At 43.7% G+C, this 22,435-nt stretch carries 17 protein-coding genes; 10 read left to right on the top strand and 7 right to left on the bottom strand.

Annotation, left to right across the window (positions count from 1 at the left end):
* Positions 1-5: 5 nt before the first annotated feature.
* Positions 6-926, top strand: a complete 921-nt coding sequence (locus tag HYN49_RS04205; RefSeq protein ID WP_108902956.1) for a PorP/SprF family type IX secretion system membrane protein — start codon at positions 6-8, stop codon at positions 924-926.
* 19 nt (positions 927-945) lie between these two features.
* Positions 946-2,811, top strand: coding sequence for an OmpA family protein (locus HYN49_RS04210; RefSeq protein ID WP_108902957.1), 1,866 nt, complete (start codon positions 946-948; stop codon positions 2,809-2,811).
* Positions 2,812-2,876: 65 nt separating this feature from the next.
* On the opposite strand, the gene HYN49_RS04215 is transcribed toward HYN49_RS04210, so the two are convergent.
* The gene (locus HYN49_RS04215; protein WP_108902958.1) at positions 2,877-4,418 is read right to left on the bottom strand and encodes a glycine--tRNA ligase; all 1,542 of its coding nucleotides are present in this window, start codon (positions 4,416-4,418) and stop codon (positions 2,877-2,879) included.
* A gap of 154 nt (positions 4,419-4,572) precedes the next feature.
* Between HYN49_RS04215 and HYN49_RS04220 the strand changes: the two genes are divergently transcribed.
* The 3 genes from HYN49_RS04220 to HYN49_RS04230 all read left to right on the top strand — a co-directional run bounded on the left by HYN49_RS04220 (position 4,573) and on the right by HYN49_RS04230 (position 7,837).
* Entirely contained in the window at positions 4,573-5,256 is a 684-nt protein-coding gene (locus tag HYN49_RS04220) for a ComF family protein (RefSeq protein ID WP_108902959.1), read from the top strand.
* A 70-nt stretch (positions 5,257-5,326) separates the two neighbouring features.
* Positions 5,327-6,925 (top strand): Ig-like domain-containing protein, encoded by a 1,599-nt coding sequence (locus HYN49_RS04225; RefSeq protein WP_108902960.1) that lies wholly within the window; start codon positions 5,327-5,329, stop codon positions 6,923-6,925.
* Positions 6,926-6,949: 24 nt separating this feature from the next.
* Entirely contained in the window at positions 6,950-7,837 is an 888-nt protein-coding gene (locus HYN49_RS04230; protein ID WP_108902961.1) for a DUF6263 family protein, read from the top strand.
* Here the strand turns inward: HYN49_RS04230 and HYN49_RS04235 are convergent.
* The gene (locus HYN49_RS04235; protein WP_108904947.1) at positions 7,834-8,601 is read right to left on the bottom strand and encodes an amidohydrolase; all 768 of its coding nucleotides are present in this window, start codon (positions 8,599-8,601) and stop codon (positions 7,834-7,836) included. The two genes, HYN49_RS04230 and HYN49_RS04235, sit on opposite strands and share 4 nt — an antisense overlap.
* 26 nt (positions 8,602-8,627) lie before the next feature.
* A complete protein-coding gene (locus HYN49_RS04240) occupies positions 8,628-11,435 on the bottom strand; it encodes a GH92 family glycosyl hydrolase (RefSeq protein ID WP_108902962.1) in 2,808 nt (935 codons plus the stop codon).
* 333 nt (positions 11,436-11,768) lie between these two features.
* On the opposite strand from HYN49_RS04240, the gene HYN49_RS04245 reads away from it, so the two are divergent.
* Positions 11,769-13,547: a sensor histidine kinase gene (locus HYN49_RS04245; RefSeq protein ID WP_108902963.1), complete on the top strand. Its 1,779-nt coding sequence runs from the start codon at positions 11,769-11,771 to the stop codon at positions 13,545-13,547.
* Positions 13,544-14,176, top strand: a complete 633-nt coding sequence (locus HYN49_RS04250; RefSeq protein WP_108902964.1) for a response regulator — start codon at positions 13,544-13,546, stop codon at positions 14,174-14,176. Before HYN49_RS04245 ends, HYN49_RS04250 begins: the two co-directional genes overlap by 4 nt.
* Before the next feature lie 296 nt (positions 14,177-14,472).
* Here HYN49_RS04250 and HYN49_RS04260 read toward each other — a convergent pair whose 3' ends face one another.
* The 4 genes from HYN49_RS04260 to HYN49_RS04275 form a co-directional block, all read right to left on the bottom strand.
* Complete coding sequence (locus HYN49_RS04260) at positions 14,473-15,219, bottom strand: succinate dehydrogenase/fumarate reductase iron-sulfur subunit (protein WP_108902966.1); 747 nt, start codon at positions 15,217-15,219, stop codon at positions 14,473-14,475.
* Between the two features lie 9 nt (positions 15,220-15,228).
* Positions 15,229-17,229: a fumarate reductase/succinate dehydrogenase flavoprotein subunit gene (locus HYN49_RS04265; RefSeq protein ID WP_108902967.1), complete on the bottom strand. Its 2,001-nt coding sequence runs from the start codon at positions 17,227-17,229 to the stop codon at positions 15,229-15,231.
* 12 nt (positions 17,230-17,241) lie between these two features.
* Positions 17,242-17,907 carry a succinate dehydrogenase cytochrome b subunit gene (locus HYN49_RS04270; protein WP_108902968.1) on the bottom strand — a complete coding sequence of 222 codons (666 nt, stop codon included), beginning with the start codon at positions 17,905-17,907 and terminating at the stop codon, positions 17,242-17,244.
* A gap of 100 nt (positions 17,908-18,007) precedes the next feature.
* Positions 18,008-18,859: a ChaN family lipoprotein gene (locus tag HYN49_RS04275; protein ID WP_108902969.1), complete on the bottom strand. Its 852-nt coding sequence runs from the start codon at positions 18,857-18,859 to the stop codon at positions 18,008-18,010.
* Positions 18,860-19,041: 182 nt separating this feature from the next.
* Between HYN49_RS04275 and HYN49_RS04285 the strand changes: the two genes are divergently transcribed.
* The 3 genes from HYN49_RS04285 to HYN49_RS04295 all read left to right on the top strand — a co-directional run bounded on the left by HYN49_RS04285 (position 19,042) and on the right by HYN49_RS04295 (position 22,397).
* Positions 19,042-20,364: a hydroxymethylglutaryl-CoA synthase family protein gene (locus tag HYN49_RS04285; protein WP_108902971.1), complete on the top strand. Its 1,323-nt coding sequence runs from the start codon at positions 19,042-19,044 to the stop codon at positions 20,362-20,364.
* A 26-nt stretch (positions 20,365-20,390) separates the two neighbouring features.
* Positions 20,391-20,978, top strand: coding sequence for a Crp/Fnr family transcriptional regulator (locus HYN49_RS04290; RefSeq protein ID WP_245892252.1), 588 nt, complete (start codon positions 20,391-20,393; stop codon positions 20,976-20,978).
* Positions 20,979-21,104: 126 nt separating this feature from the next.
* Complete coding sequence (locus HYN49_RS04295) at positions 21,105-22,397, top strand: aminopeptidase P family protein (protein WP_108902972.1); 1,293 nt, start codon at positions 21,105-21,107, stop codon at positions 22,395-22,397.
* Positions 22,398-22,435: the final 38 nt, after the last annotated feature.

A 22,435-nucleotide genomic window follows, 5' to 3' on the forward strand; every position in this document is an offset into this window, starting at 1 on the left:
AAGAGATGAAGAAAATACAATTAGCCGCCTTATTATTCCTGCTTGCCCTGATTGACGCAAGTGCGCAGCAGGATCCCCACTACACGCAGTATATGTATAACATGAACGTCATGAACCCTGCTTATGCGGGCTCGAAGGAGAACCTTTCCTTCGGACTTTTATACCGCAAGCAATGGGTCAATGTTGACGGCGCACCATCGACGTTTTCGTTTTCAGGATCTACGCCTGTGGGCAAGAATGTGGGCGTGGGCCTCTCGCTGATCTCCGATGAGATCGGTCCGGTGAAGGAGCAGAACGCCTATGGTGATTTTTCCTACACGCTGAACCTTGGCGGGGAACACCGCCTGGCCTTAGGTCTTAAGGCAGGGGCCACGTTCCAGAGGATCGGGCTCAACAGCGAGATCGCACCGAGCCTTCCGGACCTTGACGACGACGCTTTCCGCGAAGACACCAACAACGTCTACCTGAATGTCGGTGCCGGATTCTTTTACTACACAGACCGTTACTACGTAGCCTTTTCGGTCCCGAACATGCTTAAGGCGAACCACCTGGACTACAACGGGATCAAATACGGTACCGAGACGCAGCATTACTTCCTTACGGGAGGTTACGTATTCCAGATCAATCCTGATTTGAAGCTGAAGCCATTCGCGATGCTGAAATCGGCTTTCAACTCTCCGAGTTCGCTGGACTTATCGCTTAACGCATTGTTCATCGAGAAGTTCGAGATCGGTGCCACGTACCGTGTGGACGACAGCTTCGGAGGTATGGTGAACTATGCCATCACGCCGAACCTGAGGATTGGTTATGCCTATGACCACATCATTTCAGATCTGAAGACGGTGACGACCTCCTCACACGAGATCATCCTGCTTTTCGACTTGAATTTCCCGAAAAAGGTATCACGTTCACCAAGATATTTCTAACCTAATAGCCACTCCGATAATGAAAAAATTATATACAATATTGATTTTAGTATTCACCTGCGCCATCCAGGCGCAGAATAAAAATACGGAAGCTGCAGACAAATTATACATAAGCCTCGAATACGTCGATGCTGCAGAAGCATATAACAAACTTGTTGAAGACGGCAAAGGGGATCCTTATGTATACAGTCAATTGGCAGAAAGCTATTACAACGTATTCAATTATAAAGAAGCTGCCCGCTGGTATGCCAAAGTGATTGAAACGCCACAGGATGCCGAAGTGTATTACAAATATGCGCAAATGCTGAAAGCCGACGGCAGATACGAAGAAGCCAACAAGCAAATGGCCACTTTCGCAGCTAAGGCACCAGGCGATCAACGCGCTATTGAATTTAAGAAAGACCCCAATTATTTGCCTAAACTGCGCAGCCAGCAAAAACTATATGATTTGAAAACGATGGCCATCAACAGCGAAAAATCTGATTTTGGCGCCGTATTGACAGCAGACAATCATTTGTATTTCACTTCCGCGAGGAACAAAGGCAAGAAAAAATACGGCTGGAATGAAGAGCCTTTCCTGGACCTTTACAGTTCGGTGATGTCTGCGGACGGCACTTTCGGTGAGCCGCAGCCTGTAAGCGAAATCAACAGCAGGTGGCATGACGGCCCCGCTACCATCAGCGCTGATGGAAATACCATGTATTTTGCCAGCGAGAGTTTTAAGGAAAAGGAATTTGTTAAAGACAAGAAGAATAAACTAAGGCAGGGGCAGGTCTATATTTTCAAAGCGACTAAGGATGGTGACAAATGGGGGAATATCAAGGAAGTTTCCTTCAATGATAAAACTCATTCGGTAAGCAATCCGAGCCTGAGTAAAGATGGGAAAACCTTATATTTCTCTTCGAACATGCCTGGAGGCCAGGGCGGGATAGATATCTGGAAAGTTTCAGTTGCTGCTGATGGCAGTTTCGGTACGCCTGAAAATCTCGGTAAAAATGTAAACACCGAAGGCAATGAAAGTTTTCCGTCCATCACCGATGACAACACGCTTTTCTTTTCTTCAGACGGACGCAAAGGCTTCGGCGGGCTCGATGTGTTCATGCTGAAGCAAGGCGAGACAGAGGCAAAAAATGTCGGACTTCCGATCAATTCCCCTAAAGACGATTTCGCATTCAGTTTCAATACCGCAAAAAATATCGGTTTCTTTTCCAGTAACCGCGATGGCAATGACAACCTGTACATCGCCAACCCGATTTGTACCGTAGATGTGATTACCACCGTTAAAGATGCGTTGACTGGAAATACACTCGAAGGTGCCCGCGTCTCTATCCTGGATGCAAAAAAGAACATCATCGAAACCAAAGATTCAGGTGCCAATGGCGAAGTGGCCTACACAGTCGATTGTGATAAGGAATTTAATATACAGGTGACCAAAGACGGTTATGAAAGTGCGGTTTTCCCTGTTGCCAAAAGCAAGGGTGGAAAAGTTACTGTAGAGGCCGCATTGCAGCCGATCGAAAAAATCATCGAGAAAGAAGTTGTCGTACTTAACGATATATATTTCGAATACAACAAAAGCAATATCACCAAAGAAGGTGCTTATGAACTTGACAAACTCGTACAGGCGATGAACAAGTATCCGGAGATGGTGATTTTAGTGAAATCTCACACGGACAACCGTGGATCTGACCAGTATAACATGGCACTGTCTGACAGAAGGGCTAAATCGACTGTACAATACATCCTGTCAAAAGGCGTGAAGAAAGAACGCATTTCAGGTAAGGGTTATGGCGAAAGCGAACCAAAAGTGGATTGTAAGGAAAATTGCACCGAAGAGCAGCATGCACAAAACCGCCGAAGCGAATTCCTCATCGTGAAGCAATAGTTTGTAATTAATAAAAACGAAAAACCCGATTGTGAGATCGGGTTTTTTTATTTGGTCGTATCAGATTACATTTTCAAAAGCCAGTTTTTCATTGACACTTCGTTTTCAATAATACCTCTTAATGCTGAAATATCGACGCGGTCCTGCTTCATGCTGTCGCGGTGGCGGATCGTCACGGTTTTGTCTTCCAGGGTCTGGTGGTCGACGGTAATGCAAAACGGCGTGCCTAAAGCATCCTGCCTGCGGTAACGGCGGCCCACCGCATCCTTTTCATCATATGCCATATTGAAATCCCATTTCAGGTCTTCGATGATGCTGCGGGCAATTTCCGGCAAACCGTCTTTTTTAACCAAAGGCAAAACGGCTGCTTTTGTTGGTGCCAAAACAGACGGCAATTGCAATACAGTACGTACTGAACCGTCTTCTAAAGTTTCTTCTTTAAGGGAATTGGAGAAAACCGCCAAAAACATCCTGTCTAAACCAACAGAAGTTTCCACTACATAAGGCGTGTAGTTCTTATTCTCTTCAGTATCGAAATACTGTAATTTCTTGCCTGAATATTGTTCGTGCGCTTTCAGATCGAAGTCGGTCCTGGAATGGATCCCTTCCAGTTCCTTAAACCCGAACGGGAAATTGAACTCGATATCTGCAGCAGCGTTGGCATAGTGTGCCAATTTTTCGTGATCGTGGAAACGGTAATGCTGTTTGCCCAAACCAAGCGACAAATGCCAGCTTAAACGCGTCGTTTTCCAATATTCATACCATTCCATTTCAGTTCCCGGCTTTACGAAAAACTGCATTTCCATCTGCTCGAATTCACGCATGCGGAAGATAAACTGCCTGGCTACGATTTCGTTACGGAATGCTTTTCCGGTCTGCGCAATCCCAAAAGGAATCTTCATGCGGCCCGATTTCTGTACGTTCAGGAAATTTACGAAAATCCCCTGGGCGGTCTCCGGGCGTAAATATAAGTCCATTGCGTTTTCTGCGGAAGCGCCCAATTTCGTGCCGAACATGAGGTTGAACTGCTTCACGTCGGTCCAGTTGCGAGAACCGGTATCTGGATCGGCTATTTCGAGTTCTTCGATTAATGCTTTTACATCCTGCAAATCCCCTGAACCTAACGAGCGGCCCATCCTTTCAAGGATTTCGCGGTTTTTCGCCAGGTATTCCATCACGCGTGGATTCGTCGTGGTATATTGCTCGCGGTCAAAAGATTCGCCGAAACGTGCCGCCGCTTTCTCGATTTCCTTTTCGGCTTTCTGGTTCAGTTTTTCGGCGTAATCCTCGATAAGGACATCGGCGCGATATCTTTTTTTGGAATCCTTGTTGTCGATCAACGGGTCGTTGAAGGCATCGACATGGCCGGAAGCCTTCCAGGTCGTTGGGTGCATCAGGATCGCGGCATCAAGCCCGACGATGTTCTCATGCATCTGCACCATCGATTTCCACCAGTATTCACGGATGTTTTTCTTCAATTCGACACCATTCTGCGCATAATCGTACACTGCGCTCAAACCATCGTAGACTTCGCTGGACTGGAAAATAAATCCGTATTCCTTTGCGTGCGAAACTACATTCTTAAATAAATCTTCCTGTTTTGCCATAGTGGTGCAAAAATAGCAGTTTTTCTTAATAAAAGTTTTTTTTCTAAACGCAAAGTGTGCAGAAGCAATGCAATGATTTTTAACAAATACTGTGTGTTTTCCATACCTGCGTTACCAGGCGGCGTATTATTTTAGATTTAAAATCCCCAAAACAATGTTTAAAAACCTGATTGATTTGCTTTTTCCAAAAGTCTGCTGCGGTTGTAAGGACCTATTGCTGCAATATGAAAATGTGATTTGTACACTGTGCCGGCATGACATTCCATTGACGGAGTTTTACCGCAACCCTGAAAACGAAGCATTTAAGAAATTCTACGGACGCCTGCCGGTGGAACATGCTTCAGCGTTCATGTATTTCCATAAAAAAGGGATAGTCCAGGAAATGATACACAGCCTGAAATACCGTGGGCATCAGGAAATCGGGACGGTGCTCGGGAAATGGTATGCAGAAGATTTAAAAACGATTGGCCTGCATGAAAAAATCGATGCCGTCATTCCCGTGCCATTGCATAAGAAAAGGTTGCGGCAACGCGGTTTCAATCAGGTAACGACGTTCGGAATGGCGCTTTCAGGAAGGCTGGAGGTGGCGTATGAAAGTACATTACTGGTCCGGAATGTCTATTCAGAGACCCAATCGAAGAAAAATATCCTGCAACGGGTATATCAAAATGAAAACGTATTTGATGTCGTTTTTTCTGAAAGGCACCACAATAAGCATTTCCTGCTGATTGATGATGTGCTGACAACCGGCGCAACACTGGAATCCTGTGGCAAGGCCATCCTGAAAATCCCCGGCGCGAAACTCAGTATCGTCACCATGGCGATGTCGCATTCATAAGGTTGTTTTTTTCTTAAAAGATTTCGCCAACACTAAATATAATCGTTATTTTGTGGCAGAAAAATGTGGCATGCTGAATAAGAAAATTTTTATCCTTTTCTCCATATTGGTTCTGGCCATGATAGGCTGTGCCAAAAGGGGAACGATTACCGGCGGACCCAAGGATACCCTGTCTCCGGTATTGGAAAGGAGTGAGCCAAAAAACGGCACCGTCAACTTTAACGGGAAAAGCATCAAATTGTATTTTGATGAATATGTGAAGCTGAAGGATGTCAATAAGCAACTCGTCGTCTCCCCACCGATGAATTCTGCTCCGGATATCACGCCGACAGTAGCCAGCAAATTCATCAACATCCGCATTACCGACACTTTAAAGTCCAATACGACGTACAGCCTTAATTTCGGGCAGAGCATCCAGGACAACAATGAAGGCAATCCATACCCACAGTTCAGGTATGTGTTTTCCACCGGCAGTTATATCGATTCGTTGAAGATTGAAGGCAACATTAAGGATGCTTTGGAAACCAAAACGGACAATTTCGTCAATGTGATGCTGTATGAAATGGACGAAAAATACAACGATTCGATCATTTACAAAGAAAAACCAAGGTATGTAACCAACACTCTGGACAGCCTTACCAGTTTTAAGATTGAAAACATCAAGGCCGGAAAATACCTTTTGATTGCGCTCAAGGACAACATCGCGAATTATAAATTCGACCCCAAAAAGGACAAGATTGCGTTTTATCCAGAACCGATTACCTTGCCGTCGGACCAGAAATACAACCTGCAGCTTTTTAGCGAAGTGCCGGCATTTAAGGCCATAAAGCCAATACAAGCTAGTGGGGGCAGGATGCTTTTAGGTTATGAAGGCAACCCCAAAGGCATCAGGGCCACGATAAAAAACGGCAATGAAATCATTCCTTCCACAGTCACCCAATTCCCCGGAAAGGATTCCGTGCAGGTATGGTTTAAGCCGATAAAGGCCGACTCTGTAACGGTCAATGTGGCAAAGGACAACTTTTTAAAGGATTTCGTCGTAAAGCTCAAGAACCAGAAAGTGGACTCGCTTTCGATTACGCCTTCAAACACCGGAACGCTCCATCCCCGGCAGCAATTCAGCTTAACGCTCTCGACGCCTTTGGTAAAGACGGACACGACTAAAATCAGTATCGTCGACGTAAACAAGAAACCTATTGCGTTCAAAACCGAATATGATTCGTTTGAGCAGCGTTTCAAATTCAGTTTTAAAAGGGAAGAAGAGCAAAAATATTCCGTGACATTACTGCCCGGCGCGCTGATCGATTTGTATGATCATGCCAATGATACCTTGAGTTATAAATTGTCTACAAAAAAATTGTCCGAATACGGCAACCTGATGATAAACCTGAAACGGGTCAAGCAATTTCCTGTAATCGTACAGCTTACGGACGGAAAAGGCAAAGTTTTTGCGGAAGAATATTCTGATAACGCATCAACGGTGGAATTCATTGGACTTGAACCCAATAAGTTTACGCTCCGGGTCATTTACGATACCAATAAAAACCGTAAATGGGATACAGGAAGTTTTACAGCGCGGCGACAGCCTGAGGAAGTGATTTATTTCGGAACACTGCTCGAAGTAAGATCCAATTGGGATGTGACCGAGGATGTAGACCTTGGGGGATAAATATTTAAAATCAAACACCAGAATATGAAAAAAGCACTAAGCATCGTCGTATTGTTCATTGGCATCTGCTCGATGTCTGCACAAAAAACAGCACTGAAACTGAATTTGGCGAAAGGGGAAACCTATTACCAGAATATGAACGTGGATGCCGTAATCGAGCAAAGTTTTGAGGGACAAAACATGACCATGAATATGAAGGCAGACATGCAGTTGTCTTATAAGGTCACGGCTTTCGAAAATGCCGTTTTTACTTTGGAAGCACGCTACAGGAAAATGACGCTGTCAATGTCCATGCCACAGGGAAACATGAGTTTTGATTCGGATAAAAAAGATGAAAAAGACGTTTTTTCAACGGTATTGGGAGCGATAATCGACAAGCCCTTTATAATGAAAATCACTACAGCCGGTAAAATTACGGAAGTAAGCGGAACAGAAACGGTTTTTACCGCAGCCATAAACGAGCTCAGTACGCTCGATACCGCGCAAAAAGGACAGATTATGGCACAACTGGAACAATCTTACGGAAAAGAATCCATCACTAAGAATATGGATACCTCTTTTGCTATTTATCCTTCAAAACCGGTTTCAAAAGGCGAAAAGTGGACCATTAATACGGTTTTGGAAGCCGGTACCGACGCTAATATCGAGACTGTTTATGAATTGACGGACATCACGCCTGATTATTATATCCTGAAGGGGACTGCAAAAATTACTCCGGGAGCAGGCAAAGACACACAGGAAGTTCAAATGACAAACGTCAACGGCACCATGACTTCGGATCTTAAACTGAATAAAAAAACAGGATGGGTTTCAGCATCGAAAATTATCCAGGACATTAAAGGCATTGTAAAAACGGATGGGGAGGAACTTCCGGTTTCAATGAAAAACATACTGACCTTATCAGACCATTAAAATAAAACCTCAAAATTGTCGCGGTCTTCGAGGAAAGACAATTTAGAGCGCGTTTCCAGCAACGGTCCTTTTTGCAAATCCGCAATCAGGACCGTTTCTTTTTCGGCGATTTCCGTCAACACATTCCCAAGAAAATCGAGTACCTGCGAATGGCCCGTGTATTGGTGCGCGTTGACATCCTCACCGACGCGGTTCACGCCAATCACATAGCACATATTTTCAATCGCGCGGGCTTTTAAAAGCGCATCCCATGCCGTTATTCTGGGTTTTGGCCAATTGGCAACATATAATAACACATCGAAATGCTCTGTATTCCTTGAAAAAACAGGGAAACGCAAATCATAACAAATGAGCGGGCAGATTTTAAAACCCCTGAAATCCACCACCAGGCGCTGCTGTCCTTTGGAATAAGTTTCATGTTCGCCCGCAAGCGAAAATAAATGCCTTTTGTCATAATGATGTATTTCGCCAGAAGGCAATACAAAAAGCAGGCGGTTGTAAAAGTGACCGTTTTCACTAATAACGATACTTCCGGTTATTGCGGCATTTTTGGTTTCTGCCAAAGATTTCATCCACAGCGCGGTTTCTCCGGCCATCGTTTCAGCAATGGGTTTTGGCTGCATGGAAAATCCGGTCGAGAACATTTCCGGAAGCACAATCAGATCGACATTTTCAGTAATGGAATTTATTTTTTCAGCAAAATGCTGCCGGTTGGCTTCGGCATTTTCCCAAATCAATGTGGTTTGAATCAGCGCAGTTTTCATCATGATCTCATTTTCTGATTACCGAATTATCTAATTGAAATCTCATCAATAAAAATAAACGCATCGCCGCCATAACCCTGGTGCCATTCCGGAAGTGGGCCGTAATTGTAGGCTTTTACTTTTATATAACGGGCATTTACCGGGCTTACGGCAGATTTGAAGTCGATGATTTTTGTATCAGTGATTTTGGGGTCTAAATTGTTTTCGATGGTTTTCACCAATGTAAAACTGACGTTATCTACGGAAGTGTAAAACTCCACTTTCACCGGCATCAGGATCCACGCACGGGAATCCTGGAGGAAATCAGCTGAAACTTCCGAAATTTTCTGTTCTTTTTGCAGATCCACAATCGCTTCAAAATCCTGTGACTGGTAGCCCTGCCAATCGCCTTTGCGCCAGTTTTCAGAGCCGTAAATGCCGTCAATAATCCCTTCAGGACCACCTGCGGAATACTGGCGATTGTATTTTGATTTGATATCAATGGTGTAGTTGTTTGGCTTTTTGAAGAAATTTGCGGTAACCACATGGCTTTTCTGATTGCCTTTTCGGGCATTAAAAAATATTTTTGAAGAACGGTCAATTTCGAAAGGCGTATCGTATTTTTCAAAAACCGAAACCATTTCTCCATTATTCCCCGGTAGCGCTAGTGCATAATAAATACCCGCTTCTGGATCGTCCGCAGTCAGGCTGAGGGTCATTTTGTCATGGAACGCTTTACTTTTCGCGTTGATTACAGGAACCTGAAGGATTTTTTCATAATCCATATCCACACTTTCAGACTGTACCGGAGTAATGCCAAAATATTTCAGGTTTTTTTCCTTCGCCAATGCTTTTGAAATCCCATCTTCAAAATGGATTTTTGCATCGAAATAAGGTTTGGTAGTGGTCCATTCCGCTTTTCCGGGAGTGACAGCATAAAGCCCTATGGAACTCAATACATACCAAGCACTCATTTGTCCGCAATCTTCATTGCCAATGAGTCCATCTGGAGCATTTTTGTAGAAATTGTCAAGGATGTAGCGAATCTTTTCGTTCGTTTTCTCAGGTTTTCCAATGAAATTATACAGGTATGCCATATGGTGTGAAGGCTCATTGCCCTGTGCATATTGCCCGATTAAACCAGTGACATCTGCCTGCTCGCGGCCCGTTGTCTGGGAACCGTCATTAAACATCTGGTCCAGTTTCATTTCAAATTTTTCGTTTCCGCCATAGGCATCGATCATGCCGGGAATGTCCTGTGGCACGAAAAAGGAATAATGCCAGGAATTGCCTTCGGTGAAATTGTTGTCGATTTCCCTTTGGTCAAAAGGTGTTTTCCAGCCACCGTTTTGTTTTGGGCGCATCGACAATGTTTCCGTATCAAAAATATTTTTCCAACTCTGGGAGCGTACCATGAAGTATTGGTAATCGTCTTTTTTGTGCAAAAGCTGTGCCATTTGTGCGATGCACCAGTCGTCATAAGCGTATTCCAGGGTTTTGGAAACGCTTTCATGCTCATCATCTATGGAAATGAAACTGTTCTTTTTATAAGCATCCAATCCGTAAATGTCCTGCATCGCACTGTGTTTAGCGGCTTCAAATGCTTTTTCATAATCAAATCCCTTGATGCCTTTGGCCATCGCATCGGCCATCACGGAAACGGAATGGTAACCAATCATGCAATCCGTCTCATTCGAGGCAAGTTCCCAAACCGGCAACCTTCCGCCCTGCTCATATTGTTTGATAAACGTATTGATGAAATCGGCGGTGCGTTTCTTTTCTATTAATGTGTATAACGGATGCGCCGCGCGAAACGTGTCCCAAAGCGAGAATACCGAGTAATAATCAAATCCTTCCGCCACGTGGATTTGGTTGTCACGGCCGCGGTATTTGCCATCAATATCCTGTGCGATATTCGGCTGCATCATCGTATGATACAGTGCAGTATAAAAAACGGTTTTTTTATCGTTGTCCGGGGTCGTGATTTCGATTTTTGATAATTCCTTGTTCCATGCGGCTTCGGCGGCTTTTTTTGTTTTTGCGAAATCCCAGCCTTTGAGTTCAGACATATTTTGTCTAGCGCCTTGATAACCTGTAGGAGAGAGGGCCACTTTTACCGAAATTTTCTCCCCTTGTTTTACTTCTGATGAAAATCCCAATGCTAAAATGCTTCCGGCAAAGAAGGTGTCGGTGGTTTTGGCAGGTGCAAAAGCATTGTTGTTCACTTTAGTGACTTTCATGGGTTTGCTGAATTCGATGCGGGCATATACATATTGGTCACGCGCCCAGGCTTCACTGCGACGCAGTACTTCAATCGTTTTATTGTCAATGATGCGCACTTCGCCCATCAGCAATTTATCGCGGTGGTTCAGGTCCAGAATGATATTGGCCTGTCCGGATTTATGGAATGTATATTGATGCAGCCCGACACGTGTTGTGGCGGTTAGGGCTACGTCGATATTGTATTTATCGAGTTTTACGGAGTAAAATCCTGCTGAGGCTTTTTCATTATCATGTGAAAAAACAGATGCGTATTCCTTGTTGTTTAACAATGGTTCTCCCATAGTCGGCATCAGCATAATGTCGCCGAAATCTGAAACACCGGTACCATTGAGGTGGCTATGGGAAAATCCATAAATCACTGAATCGGAATAATGATAACCTGAACAGCCATCCCAACTGCCGTCTATCCTGGTGTCTGGCGAAAGCTGAACCATCCCGAACGGTAGTGTCGCACCGGGAAATGTATGCCCGTGACCGCCAGTACCTATAAACGGATTCACCGATTGGGAAAGATTTTGCGAAAAAATAGCTGTAGAGGCAAACAATAAAAGAAACGGTAATGAAAATTTCATGGTTTTGGTTTTGCTTCCCAAATATACGGATTTATCAATCTGCCGGAGATTGTGCTAACGGAAAACCCGGCCGCAAGCAACACCCGAGACCAATAAACCAAGGGTAAACCCTGAATTTAAAAAACCAAGGAATACTCGGATTTTTAACGAGCATCGATTTCAGAACTTAGTGTCCGGAACTTACAATACGGAGTATTTTTGGTTAAAATGCAAACTGCTATGAAATTATCTGCAGAAAATCGTCAAAAATCAAGCCATTTTCCTGTAACGTTTTGTGTAATTTTAACAGCACCGTTGTTTGCATTATTTCAGGCAACCTGATTTCAAAAGCCGATGAGAAACCCCTTTTTCCGTTTACTATTCCTGCTGCTGTCGCAATCGATCTTGGGGCAACAATCAGGGCAATATGACAATTGCCGGACAAGCGAATGCAGGATCCTGGAATCTTATAAAATGTCGAAATATTACCTTGAGTCCGATGACATTGCGCTGGCGCAAAAATGGCTCAATAAGACCAAGAATTTTTATCCGGCGAACAAAATCGACACTTTAGCCTGTTCCATCCACAACCTGCAATCGGAACTGTTTTATTATATGGGCCTGTTCCAGTTTGGCGCAGATGAAGCCGACAGTGGCATTGAAAAGGCGCGACAGCTTAACGATAGTGTTTTAACGGCAGATGCGTATTTTTTTCGCGGAATCAACCAATTCGAGTTGCACAAATTTGATTTGGCGCAACAATCGCTGCAGCAGTCGCTTAGGTATTTTCCAAAGGTTTCACGAAACAAACGCATCAGCAATTCGATTGAGAAAGAGCATATTTACAATAATCTCGCCCAGGTTAAATTGAAGATTTCACAGCAGGATTCGGCGCTGGTTTATAATCATCGTGCCTATGAATTGGCAAAAATCAATCACAGCAAACGTGGCATTCCGAATGCAGAGCAAACTTTCGGGGAGATTTATTTGTCCAAAAACCAAATCGGTAACAGTAAAATGTTCTTTGAAAAAAGCGTATTTTCCGCATTGAAGAGCGAATATTATGACATCGCGCTGGTCGATTATGGATTCCTCACCGCGATGTCATCTGACAGCCGGCAAACTTTTGAATATTATAAAAAAGGAACCGACTTAATTCAGCGAAAAAACATCAATGCTTTTTTCAGGCGCTATTTTTATGAACTGTCATTAAAGGCATTTACGAAAAGCGGCGCGACCGCAAAAGTGATTGAAGTACAGGAAAATATCATCAGAATCGATACGGAAAGCAAATTGAATGCCAACACGCACATCCAGGATATTTCCGAGCAATATGTAAATAATGAAAAAAAGCTGCTGACAGCTGAAATTGAGAAATTCCGCCGTCAGAAGAAAATTACGTTCCTGCTTATTATTACAGCATCGCTTTGTATTGCAGTAATGACCCTGGCGATTGTCATCATCCGGAAAAGGAATAAAGCCGAAAAGCGCCAGGAAATCATCCGCCTGGAAGCACTTTTGGACGGACAGGAAAAGGAACGGAAAAGGATTGCGGAAGATCTTCACGACGGTTTAAATGGGGATTTATCGGCCATTAAGCATCATATTTCCAGTATAAGCGAGGAAATCCCCGAAAATTCCGGGCGCGTAAAATTGCAGAAGATTATTGAAATGGTTGATCAGGTTTGTTCCCAGACGCGGAGCATTTCACATGACCTGATGCCGGCTTCCATCATGGATTTTGGACTTGTTGAGGCGCTGAAACAATATTGCGTGAAGATCAATACTTCCCATCCGATTGTCATTGATTTTCAATATTTTGGAGCGATGGCTTCATTGCCAAAAAATCTTGAAACTACGATTTACAGGATTATCCAGGAGTTGATCAACAATGCTGTGAAACATTCCGGGGCAGCACAGGCTTTGGTGCAAATGAATTTCCACGAGCGGGAAATATTCATTACTGTTGAAGATAATGGAAAAGGTTTTGATCTGAATATGGTGCCGTTAGGATTGGGCCTGAAAAATATCCGTTCGAGGGTTCACCTGCTCCATGCGGAAATGGAAATCAACAGTACCGAAAACGGAAGCTCTTTTCAGATTATCATTGATTTGACTAAATTAGTAAAATGATTAAAATCGCAATCACAGAAGACCATACCATTTTTACCGAAGGCATCAAAACGCTGCTGCTTACAGACAAGGAAATTTTGCTCCAGCAATCCTTTCAAAACATTGCCGACACGTTGGAAGGGCTTGAGGCAACCACAGCCGTTTTGCTCCTGGATATTAATTTACCCGATGGGAATGGCATTGATGCGTGTAAAACCCTGCTAAAAAAATATCCGGAACTCAAAATTATTGCGTTGACGAATTTCGAGGAAAGTGCTTTTGTCCGGCAGATGATTAAAAACGGGGCGATGGGTTATCTCCTGAAAAATACAGACAAAACCGAACTGGTAACTGCCATAAAAACCGTTTTGTCAGGAGAAAGGTTTTTGCCGAAAAAAATCCAGGAATTGTTGCTCAATGATTCGCTCGGAAAAGTAACGCCTTCGGCTTTTTTCATACCAAAGCTTACCACGCGCGAAAAGCAGGTACTCGATCTGATCGTAAAGGAATATACTACCGAGGAAATCTCTGAAGCGATTTCGTTAAGCACCAAAACCGTCGAGTCACATCGCACAAACCTTTTCCAGAAACTTGGTGTGAAGAACAGTGCGGGATTGGTGCGCGTGGCTTTTGAAAAAGGATTTTTATAGAGCATGCGGTTCCGGAAACAATAAGGAAGTTCATTTGGATGAGAATTAACAAATGCTGTGGATTTTCCGTAATGGTATGTTTTGGAAAAATTGTATTTTGCCTATAGGGGAAGGGGTAAATGCATCCCTAAGAAATATTTCGATTGTTCATTACGTAAAATGCACACCAATTGTTAAATTTTGTTGCGGCAACACGGTCGATGTTTATATCTTAAACCATAAAAAAAAACCGCATCCAAAAACGAATGCGGCTGATATCTATAAGCAGGCTGTGAACTTGTAACTGTGACCGAAAACTATCCTTTTAAACTCGCCGATAAATACTCACGGTTCATCCTCGCGATATTCTCCAGAGAAATTCCTTTCGGGCATTCCACTTCACAGGCGCCGGTATTGGTACAGTTTCCAAAACCTTCTGAATCCATTTGGCGTACCATGTTCAAAACACGGTCTGCGGCTTCGACTTTTCCTTGGGGTAAAAGAGCGAATTGAGACACTTTCGCAGAAACAAACAGCATTGCAGAAGAATTTTTACAAGAAGCTACACAAGCACCACAACCGATACACGTAGCGGCATCAAATGCACGGTCTGCATCGTGTTTAGGAATTGGAATCGTATTGGCATCAATTGTGTTTCCGGAAGTGTTTACAGAGATAAACCCGCCCGCATGCTGGATGCGGTCAAACGAACTCCTGTCTACCACCAAATCCTTGATTACAGGGAATGCTTTCGCGCGGAATGGCTCGATATAAATCGTATCGCCATCCTTGAACATACGCATATGCAATTGGCAGGTTGTTACAGCACGATCCGGACCGTGGGCTTCTCCATTGATGAAAAGCGAACACATGCCGCAGATGCCTTCGCGGCAATCGTGGTCAAATGAAACCGGATCTTCGCCTTTGTTGATTAGCTGTTCGTTTAATACGTCAAGCATTTCAAGGAATGACATGTCCGGTTCGATGCCATCGATTGGATAATCGACCATTTTTCCAGTGTCTTTAGCGTTCTTTTGACGCCATATTTTGAGTGTTAATTTCATAACTGAATCTTATTTATAACTGCGTTGTACCAGCTTAACATTATCAAATACGAGCGGCTCTTTGTGAAGAACGGCATCACTCGGTTTTCCTTTATATTCCCATGCTGCAACATACGCGAAATTCTCATCGTCCCGTTGTGCCTCGCCATCCGGGGTTTGGTACTCTTCACGGAAATGGCCGCCGCAGCTTTCATTTCGGTGTAAAGCGTCTTTGGCAAACAATTCTCCCAATTCAAGGAAATCGGCCACGCGCATCGCTTTTTCCAATTCCTGGTTGAAACTGTCAAGTGTTCCCGGAACTTTTACGTCACGGTAGAATTCATCACGCAGCTCAGCAATTTCGGAAATGGCTTCCGTCAGGCCTTTGGCATTACGCGCCATACCAACTTTATCCCACATGATTTTCCCTAATTTCTTATGGAAATGGTCTACAGAATGTTTTCCGTTATTGTTGATGAATTTCTCCAATTGGTCTTTAACCGCTTTTTCCGCTTCGTCAAATTCCGGAGTATTGGTTGGGATTTTGCCCAATTTAATATCCGGAGCTAAATAATCACCAATAGTATATGGCAATACGAAATAACCGTCGGCCAATCCCTGCATCAACGCCGAAGCACCAAGGCGGTTGGCACCGTGGTCAGAGAAGTTGGATTCACCGATCGAGAAACAACCAGGAATCGTAGTCATCAGGTTATAATCAACCCAGGTACCCCCCATAGTATAGTGTACCGCAGGGTAGATCATCATTGGCGTTACGTATGGATTTTCGTCAACGATTTTCTCATACATCTGGAACAGGTTCCCGTATTTGCTTTCTACAACTTCAGTTCCTAATTTCTTTACCAAAGCGGCATCATTTTCATCCAGATGCTTGATTTTCGCCTGATCCCTTCCGTATCTTTCAATAGCTGAAGCGAAGTCAAGATAAACCGCTTCACCTGTCTTATTTACACCGAAACCGGCATCACAACGCTCTTTAGCGGCACGTGAAGCAATATCACGTGGCACCAGGTTTCCGAAAGCCGGATATCTTCTTTCTAAGTAATAATCTCTTTGGTCTTCAGATAAATCTGTTGGTTTCTTTTTGCCTTCCCGGATCGCTTTGGCATCTTCCAATGATTTTGGCACCCAGATCCTTCCGTCATTCCTTAGGGATTCAGACATCAGAGTCAGTTTTGACTGATGATCACCTGAAACAGGAATACAGGTCGGGTGAATTTGTGTATAACATGGATTGGCGAAAAACGCCCCTTTTTTATGGATCTTCCAAGCCGCAGTAGCATTACTTCCCATCGCATTAGTAGAAAGAAAAAACACGTTTCCGTATCCCCCTGATCCAATTACGACAGCATGCGCCGAATGTCTTTCGATTTCCCCTGTAATTAAATTACGTGCGATAATACCTCTTGCTTTGCCATTTACGACAACAAGCTCGAGCATTTCATGGCGATTGTACATCTTGATTTTTCCACGACCGATCTGGCGGTTCATTGCGGAATAAGCACCAAGCAACAACTGCTGTCCGGTTTGTCCCTTTGCGTAAAAAGTACGTGAAACCAAAGTTCCGCCAAAAGAACGGTTGTCCAATAATCCGCCATACTCACGGGCCAAAGGAACGCCCTGTGCCACACATTGGTCAATGATATTTGCAGAGACCTCAGCCAAACGGTGTACGTTCGCTTCACGCGCACGGTAATCGCCTCCTTTTACAGTATCGTAGAAAAGACGAAAAGTGGAATCTCCATCGCCCTGGTAATTCTTTGCAGCGTTGATCCCGCCCTGTGCCGCAATCGAGTGTGCACGCCTTGGCGAATCCTGGAAACAGAATGCTTTTACGTTATAACCCAGTTCCGCCAGCGTCGCAGCTGCTGAACCTCCTGCCAATCCGGTACCGACGACAATAATGTCAAGATTGCGTTTGTTGGCCGGGTTCACTAAGTTGATATGGTCTTTATAATGTGTCCATTTGTCTGAAATAGGACCTTCAGGTATTTTTGAATCTAATGCCATTATGAAATGATATTAATGATTGAAGTGGTGAAACAATGCGATGAAAATAAAACCAAGTGGTACGATTACGGCAAAACCATAAGCGAATTTGCTCAGTGACCTTGAATATTTATTGTTGAAACCGATGGACTGGAATGACGATGCGAAGCCGTGCCATAAGTGCAGTGCCAACAGCAGGAACGAAACGCAATAAATCCCCGTGCGTACCGGATCATGGAATTTCTCCACCAATTCGCCGTAATATCTTGTGGCATCCGGCATCTCGCCAGCGACATATTTGAAATTCAGTTCCGGGAACCAGAAATCGTAAAAATGCAATCCCATAAATGCCAACACCACCAATCCGGTAATGATCATATTACGCGAAGGCCATGACGAATTTGCAGCACCGTTATTCCTGGCATATTTCACCGGACGCGCATTGCGGTTCTGGATTTCGAGGACAATTCCCATAATAAAGTGAAAAATCACACCGGCTGCCAAAACAGGCTGCATCACGTATTGGATGATCGGGTTATAGCCCATAAAATGCGATGCGGCATTAAAAGCGTCTTCGCTGAATACGGAAACCATGTTTAAAGAAACGTGCAGCGCTAAAAATGAAATGAGGAACAGTCCCGAAAGTGCCATCGCTACTTTTCTCGCAATGGAGGACTTTAATAGTGCATTTTGTGCCATAAGTCAGGTTAATTGTTTTTAAAAATCATACAAAAATAGTGCTATTTGACATTTGGCACAATCTTTTACGGCTAATTTATAATCAATATAAAGTGTTCGATCAATAGGTTTTTGTAACGTCTTCATCGATGACCAGAATGAAGTCGGCTTTGGACCCATTTTCCTTTTCCAGCTTCGAAATATCCACTTGCGTTACAGTAGAAATGGTGATGATTTTCAAATCAGGATTGCTTTTTTTCAAATACCAGTAAATGCCTTCGAAATGGTCACTGTGATATGAACCATTATAATGCAGGAAAACCGAATCGTCCGCTTTGTTTTTTAAGATGAAATACGCCATCGCCGCATCTTTTACCGCCTGTGCCTTCGGAAGATTGTCGCCGCCATGCCCGCCCATATCCTGGATCATTTTTATATAACCGGGTAAATTCGGGTCATAAGGGATGGGCAACGGTGCCATCCATGTTTTTTCTTCAACGGATAAGGATTCCAAAGCCTCAAACCCTTTTTTATAAACCAGACTCGCAAACCGCCGCGGAATATTCGTTGCGATGAATGCAAAGTTTTTCTCTTTTGCAAAATCCACCAACGGCTTGTAATCGGTTTTGTAATTGGGCCAAAGCCGCGCCGTGCTGTCCATTTTGGCATCTTCAGCATCATTTTTTAAATATTGATCCAATTGTTTCTGGTTATCGGCCTCAAACATTTCCGCACCTAAAACCAGTTTCTTTTTTTCGGCCAGATCCTTCGCCAGTACCAGTTCCAGCCAGTGTGAAATCGCGTTGTCATGGAATTCGCCAAACAAAACCACTTCCGTTTTGGAAGCCGCTTTCAGCAATTTGGCATAAGTGGTTTCTTTCCCGTTTTTATCGAAAATGCGGTATGCCGGCTTTTCCTGCGAAATGGCTACGATTTGCCACAGCACACAGCATAAAAATATGATTTGTTTCATCGGTCAAGAAATGGTTATCCCGCTAAAATACCATAAAAATGCCGTTTTAAAAATATTTTTTGACGAATTGATAATTTCCAATACGCAGAATTTTCATATCCGTAAAAGTGCTTCCGCAGATATGATTCAGTACCTATCTACGTTCCTAAACTGTAACTTTACCTTTTCCAAAAACCAAGCTTATGACTATCGGAATTGACGCGATGGCGTTTGATGTTGCCAAAATCCACCTGCCCATAAAAACATTGGCCGACGTGCGCGGCATTGAAGCCGGAAAACTTGAAAAAGGGCTGGGTTTGTTGAAGATGACTTTGCCCGACGCGCATCAGGATACTGTTGTTTTCGGGGCGAATGCACTGACGAAACTATTTTCCCAAAATCATATTGAACCAAAAAATATTGCCCGTATTTATGTAGGCACCGAAAGTAGCATCGACAGTTCCAAACCGATAGCGTCGTTTTTGATTTCATTGATGGAGCAGCAATTCGGAGACAACAGTTTCGGCCATTGCGATGCGGTCGATTTTACATTCGCCTGTATCGGCGGGGTGGATGCGCTTCAGAATTGCCTTGACTTCATCCGATTAAATCCCGATAAGACAGCTATTGTCGTGTGTTCGGATATTGCCAAATATGACCTGAATTCCACAGGAGAATATACCCAGGGCGCCGGTGCCGTTGCGATGCTCGTTTCGGCAAACCCTAAAATCATCGCTTTCACAAACGAAACCGGCATTGACATCAAAGGCGTTTTTGATTTTTTCAAACCATACCGGACGATTCCCAAATCTGAAATTACTGATAATGATTCGTGGTTCGGCAACCTCGAAGCCGAAATTGAAATCCACAAAGACCAGCCGGTTTTCGACGGGCAGTATTCAAACCAATGTTACACGGACAGAACGCGTTCGGCGTATGGCAGGTTTAAGGATTTGAAAGGAACGACCGAAAATCTACTGAATTCCTGGCACAGCATCATCATGCATTTGCCTTATGCATTCCAGGGAAGGCGGATGCTGCCTGAAATTTATGCGTTGGAAACGGGGCAGACGGATATTCCGGATTTAAAAGCCATCGCAAAATCTGCGGAATATGTTGATTTCGTTACCCAAAAATTACAACCTGCTGAAAAAGCCTCGTCATTAATCGGAAACCTGTACACCGGTTCCATCTTTATGGGATTGCTTTCGACGCTTTGCCATTTTTATGAAACCGATGGCAAAATTTCAGGGACGACTTTTGGTTTTATGGCCTATGGAAGCGGGTCGAAGGCGAAGGTTTTTGAAGGCACAATACAACCGGAATGGAAAACTTCCATTTCAAAGGTCCGGCTTTTTGAAACATTTGGTCAAAGCCATGAAATTGATTTCAAGACTTATGAAAAACTGCATAAGAAAGCGCAAAAACAAAGTATCCTTTCGCCAAAAAGCGAATGGGTTTTAGATCATATCGAAAAGGAAAACCCGAACCTTCTCGGCGCACGTTATTATAAGTGGATTCCGTAAAACATAAAAATCCATAGTTTTGTGTTATGGAAAAAAATGAAATTTCGGATTTTTTTTTAAATGCGCTGCTGCAATTTTCGGATGGCGCTTCCGCAGAAATGCTTTATTCCGCCACGACTGCCTTCTCGAAAATCCACCTCAAAAAAAATGAATCCCTCGTAAAAGAAGGCGGCATCTGCCCGTATTTCTGTTTTATCGAAAGTGGGATTTTACAGCACGCCATTGAAATTTCCGGCAATGAAGTGACGACTTATCTTGCGTTACGACATTCCTTTACAAGTTCACTAAACAGTTTTCTTTTTCAAAAACCGTCCCGAAAAAGCATCAAAGCGATTTCAGATTGTACTTTATATGTCGCCGATTTAAAAACATTCAAGAACCTCATCGAAAATAATCCCGCGTTCCATCAATACTATTACAACCTGATCGAAAAACAAATCTGCCTCATTGACGATTACCGCATTGATTTATTAACGATGACACCCGAAGAACGCTACACCAAACTCCTGCAAACAGAACCGAAATTACTTCAGGAAGTACCACTGCATTACCTTTCTTCGTTTCTCGGCATTTCGGACAGGCACATGAGCCGTATCCGCAGAAACATAAAATAACGCCATTTGGCGGGTATTTGATTTTAGCGGATTCATTAGATTTGTAGTGCTTGATTTCTGCAGGAACTTCGCAACAAAACATATTTCTGGAAAAACTCAGGCACTAATTAACTAATAAACTCAAAAATGAAATACCATCAAATCGACCGCAATCTTTTTATAAAGAACCGTGCCAAGTTTACGGCACAGATGAAGCCAAACAGCGTGGCCGTCTTCAATTCAAATGACATTTATCCGGTGTCCGCCGATTCAACTTTGCCATTCGCACAGCACCGCGACATTTTTTACCTTTCGGGTGTGGACCAGGAAGAAAGTATTTTGCTGCTTTTTCCCGATGCGCCTTTTGCTCACCAGAAAGAAATACTGTTCCTGAAAGAAACCAGCGAGCACATCGCCATCTGGGAAGGCGAAAAGCTGACAAAAGAGCGTGCTTTCGAAGTTTCTGGAATCAAAACGGTGTACTGGCTGCAGGATTTCGAAAAGATATTGTTTGAAATCATGACCTATGCCGATACGATGTACATCAATACCAACGAGCATTACCGCCAGTCTGTGGAAACAGAAACCCGTGAAGCACGTTTCGTAAAATGGTGGAAGGACAAATATCCGGCGCATGCCGTGGCGAAAAGCAATCCGATCCTGCAAAGAATCCGCTCGGTAAAGGAAAGCGAGGAAATCGATCTGATGCAAACGGCCTGTAATATCACCGAAAAAGGCTTCCGCAGATTATTGTCATTCGTAAAGCCAAATGTTACGGAATATGAAATCGAAGCCGAACTGATCCACGAATTCGTCCGCAACCGTTCCAAAGGTTTTGCGTATACGCCGATCATCGCTTCGGGGAACAATGCGAATGTGCTGCATTACATTGAAAACAACCAGCAGTGTAAGGCAGGCGACCTGATTCTGTTGGATGTGGCAGCGGAATATGCGAATTATTCGAGCGATTTGTCGCGTACAATCCCTGTTTCAGGAAAATACACCGAAAGGCAAAAAGCGGTTTATAATGCCGTTTTACGCGTAAAAAACGAAGCTACAAAAATGTTAGTTCCGGGAACGTTGTGGAAGCAATACCATGTTGAGGTGGGCAAACTGATGACATCAGAATTACTCGGTTTGAAACTCATCGATAAAGCCGATGTGCAAAATGAAAATCCGGAATGGCCGGCGTACAAGAAATATTTCATGCACGGGACTTCACATCATTTGGGGCTTGATACCCACGATTACGGCCTGTTGCACGAGCCGATGAAAGCCAATATGGTCTTTACCGTTGAGCCCGGCATTTACATCCCTGAGGAAGGTTTTGGGATACGTTTGGAAGACAATGTAGTGGTCCAGGAAAAAGGAGCACCGTTCAACCTGATGCGCAATATTCCTCTTGAGGCAGATGAGATTGAGTCGCTGATGAATAGTTAGCCGCAGTGTGCAGTCTCAGCAGGCAGTAAAGAACGGTT

The sequence above is a fragment of the Flavobacterium pallidum genome (assembly GCF_003097535.1).
Classification (GTDB): Bacteria; Bacteroidota; Bacteroidia; order Flavobacteriales; family Flavobacteriaceae; genus Flavobacterium; species Flavobacterium pallidum.

Coding starts and splice junctions, on each gene's coding strand:
- HYN49_RS04205 (WP_108902956.1), top strand. CDS start 6: ATGAAGAAAATACAATTAGCCGCCTTATTATTCCTGCTTGCCCTGATT.
- HYN49_RS04210 (WP_108902957.1), top strand. CDS start 946: ATGAAAAAATTATATACAATATTGATTTTAGTATTCACCTGCGCCATC.
- HYN49_RS04215 (WP_108902958.1), bottom strand. CDS start 4,418: ATGGCAAAACAGGAAGATTTATTTAAGAATGTAGTTTCGCACGCAAAG.
- HYN49_RS04220 (WP_108902959.1), top strand. CDS start 4,573: ATGTTTAAAAACCTGATTGATTTGCTTTTTCCAAAAGTCTGCTGCGGT.
- HYN49_RS04225 (WP_108902960.1), top strand. CDS start 5,327: ATGCTGAATAAGAAAATTTTTATCCTTTTCTCCATATTGGTTCTGGCC.
- HYN49_RS04230 (WP_108902961.1), top strand. CDS start 6,950: ATGAAAAAAGCACTAAGCATCGTCGTATTGTTCATTGGCATCTGCTCG.
- HYN49_RS04235 (WP_108904947.1), bottom strand. CDS start 8,601: ATGAAAACTGCGCTGATTCAAACCACATTGATTTGGGAAAATGCCGAA.
- HYN49_RS04240 (WP_108902962.1), bottom strand. CDS start 11,435: ATGAAATTTTCATTACCGTTTCTTTTATTGTTTGCCTCTACAGCTATT.
- HYN49_RS04245 (WP_108902963.1), top strand. CDS start 11,769: ATGAGAAACCCCTTTTTCCGTTTACTATTCCTGCTGCTGTCGCAATCG.
- HYN49_RS04250 (WP_108902964.1), top strand. CDS start 13,544: ATGATTAAAATCGCAATCACAGAAGACCATACCATTTTTACCGAAGGC.
- HYN49_RS04260 (WP_108902966.1), bottom strand. CDS start 15,219: ATGAAATTAACACTCAAAATATGGCGTCAAAAGAACGCTAAAGACACT.
- HYN49_RS04265 (WP_108902967.1), bottom strand. CDS start 17,229: ATGGCATTAGATTCAAAAATACCTGAAGGTCCTATTTCAGACAAATGG.
- HYN49_RS04270 (WP_108902968.1), bottom strand. CDS start 17,907: ATGGCACAAAATGCACTATTAAAGTCCTCCATTGCGAGAAAAGTAGCG.
- HYN49_RS04275 (WP_108902969.1), bottom strand. CDS start 18,859: ATGAAACAAATCATATTTTTATGCTGTGTGCTGTGGCAAATCGTAGCC.
- HYN49_RS04285 (WP_108902971.1), top strand. CDS start 19,042: ATGACTATCGGAATTGACGCGATGGCGTTTGATGTTGCCAAAATCCAC.
- HYN49_RS04290 (WP_245892252.1), top strand. CDS start 20,391: ATGGAAAAAAATGAAATTTCGGATTTTTTTTTAAATGCGCTGCTGCAA.
- HYN49_RS04295 (WP_108902972.1), top strand. CDS start 21,105: ATGAAATACCATCAAATCGACCGCAATCTTTTTATAAAGAACCGTGCC.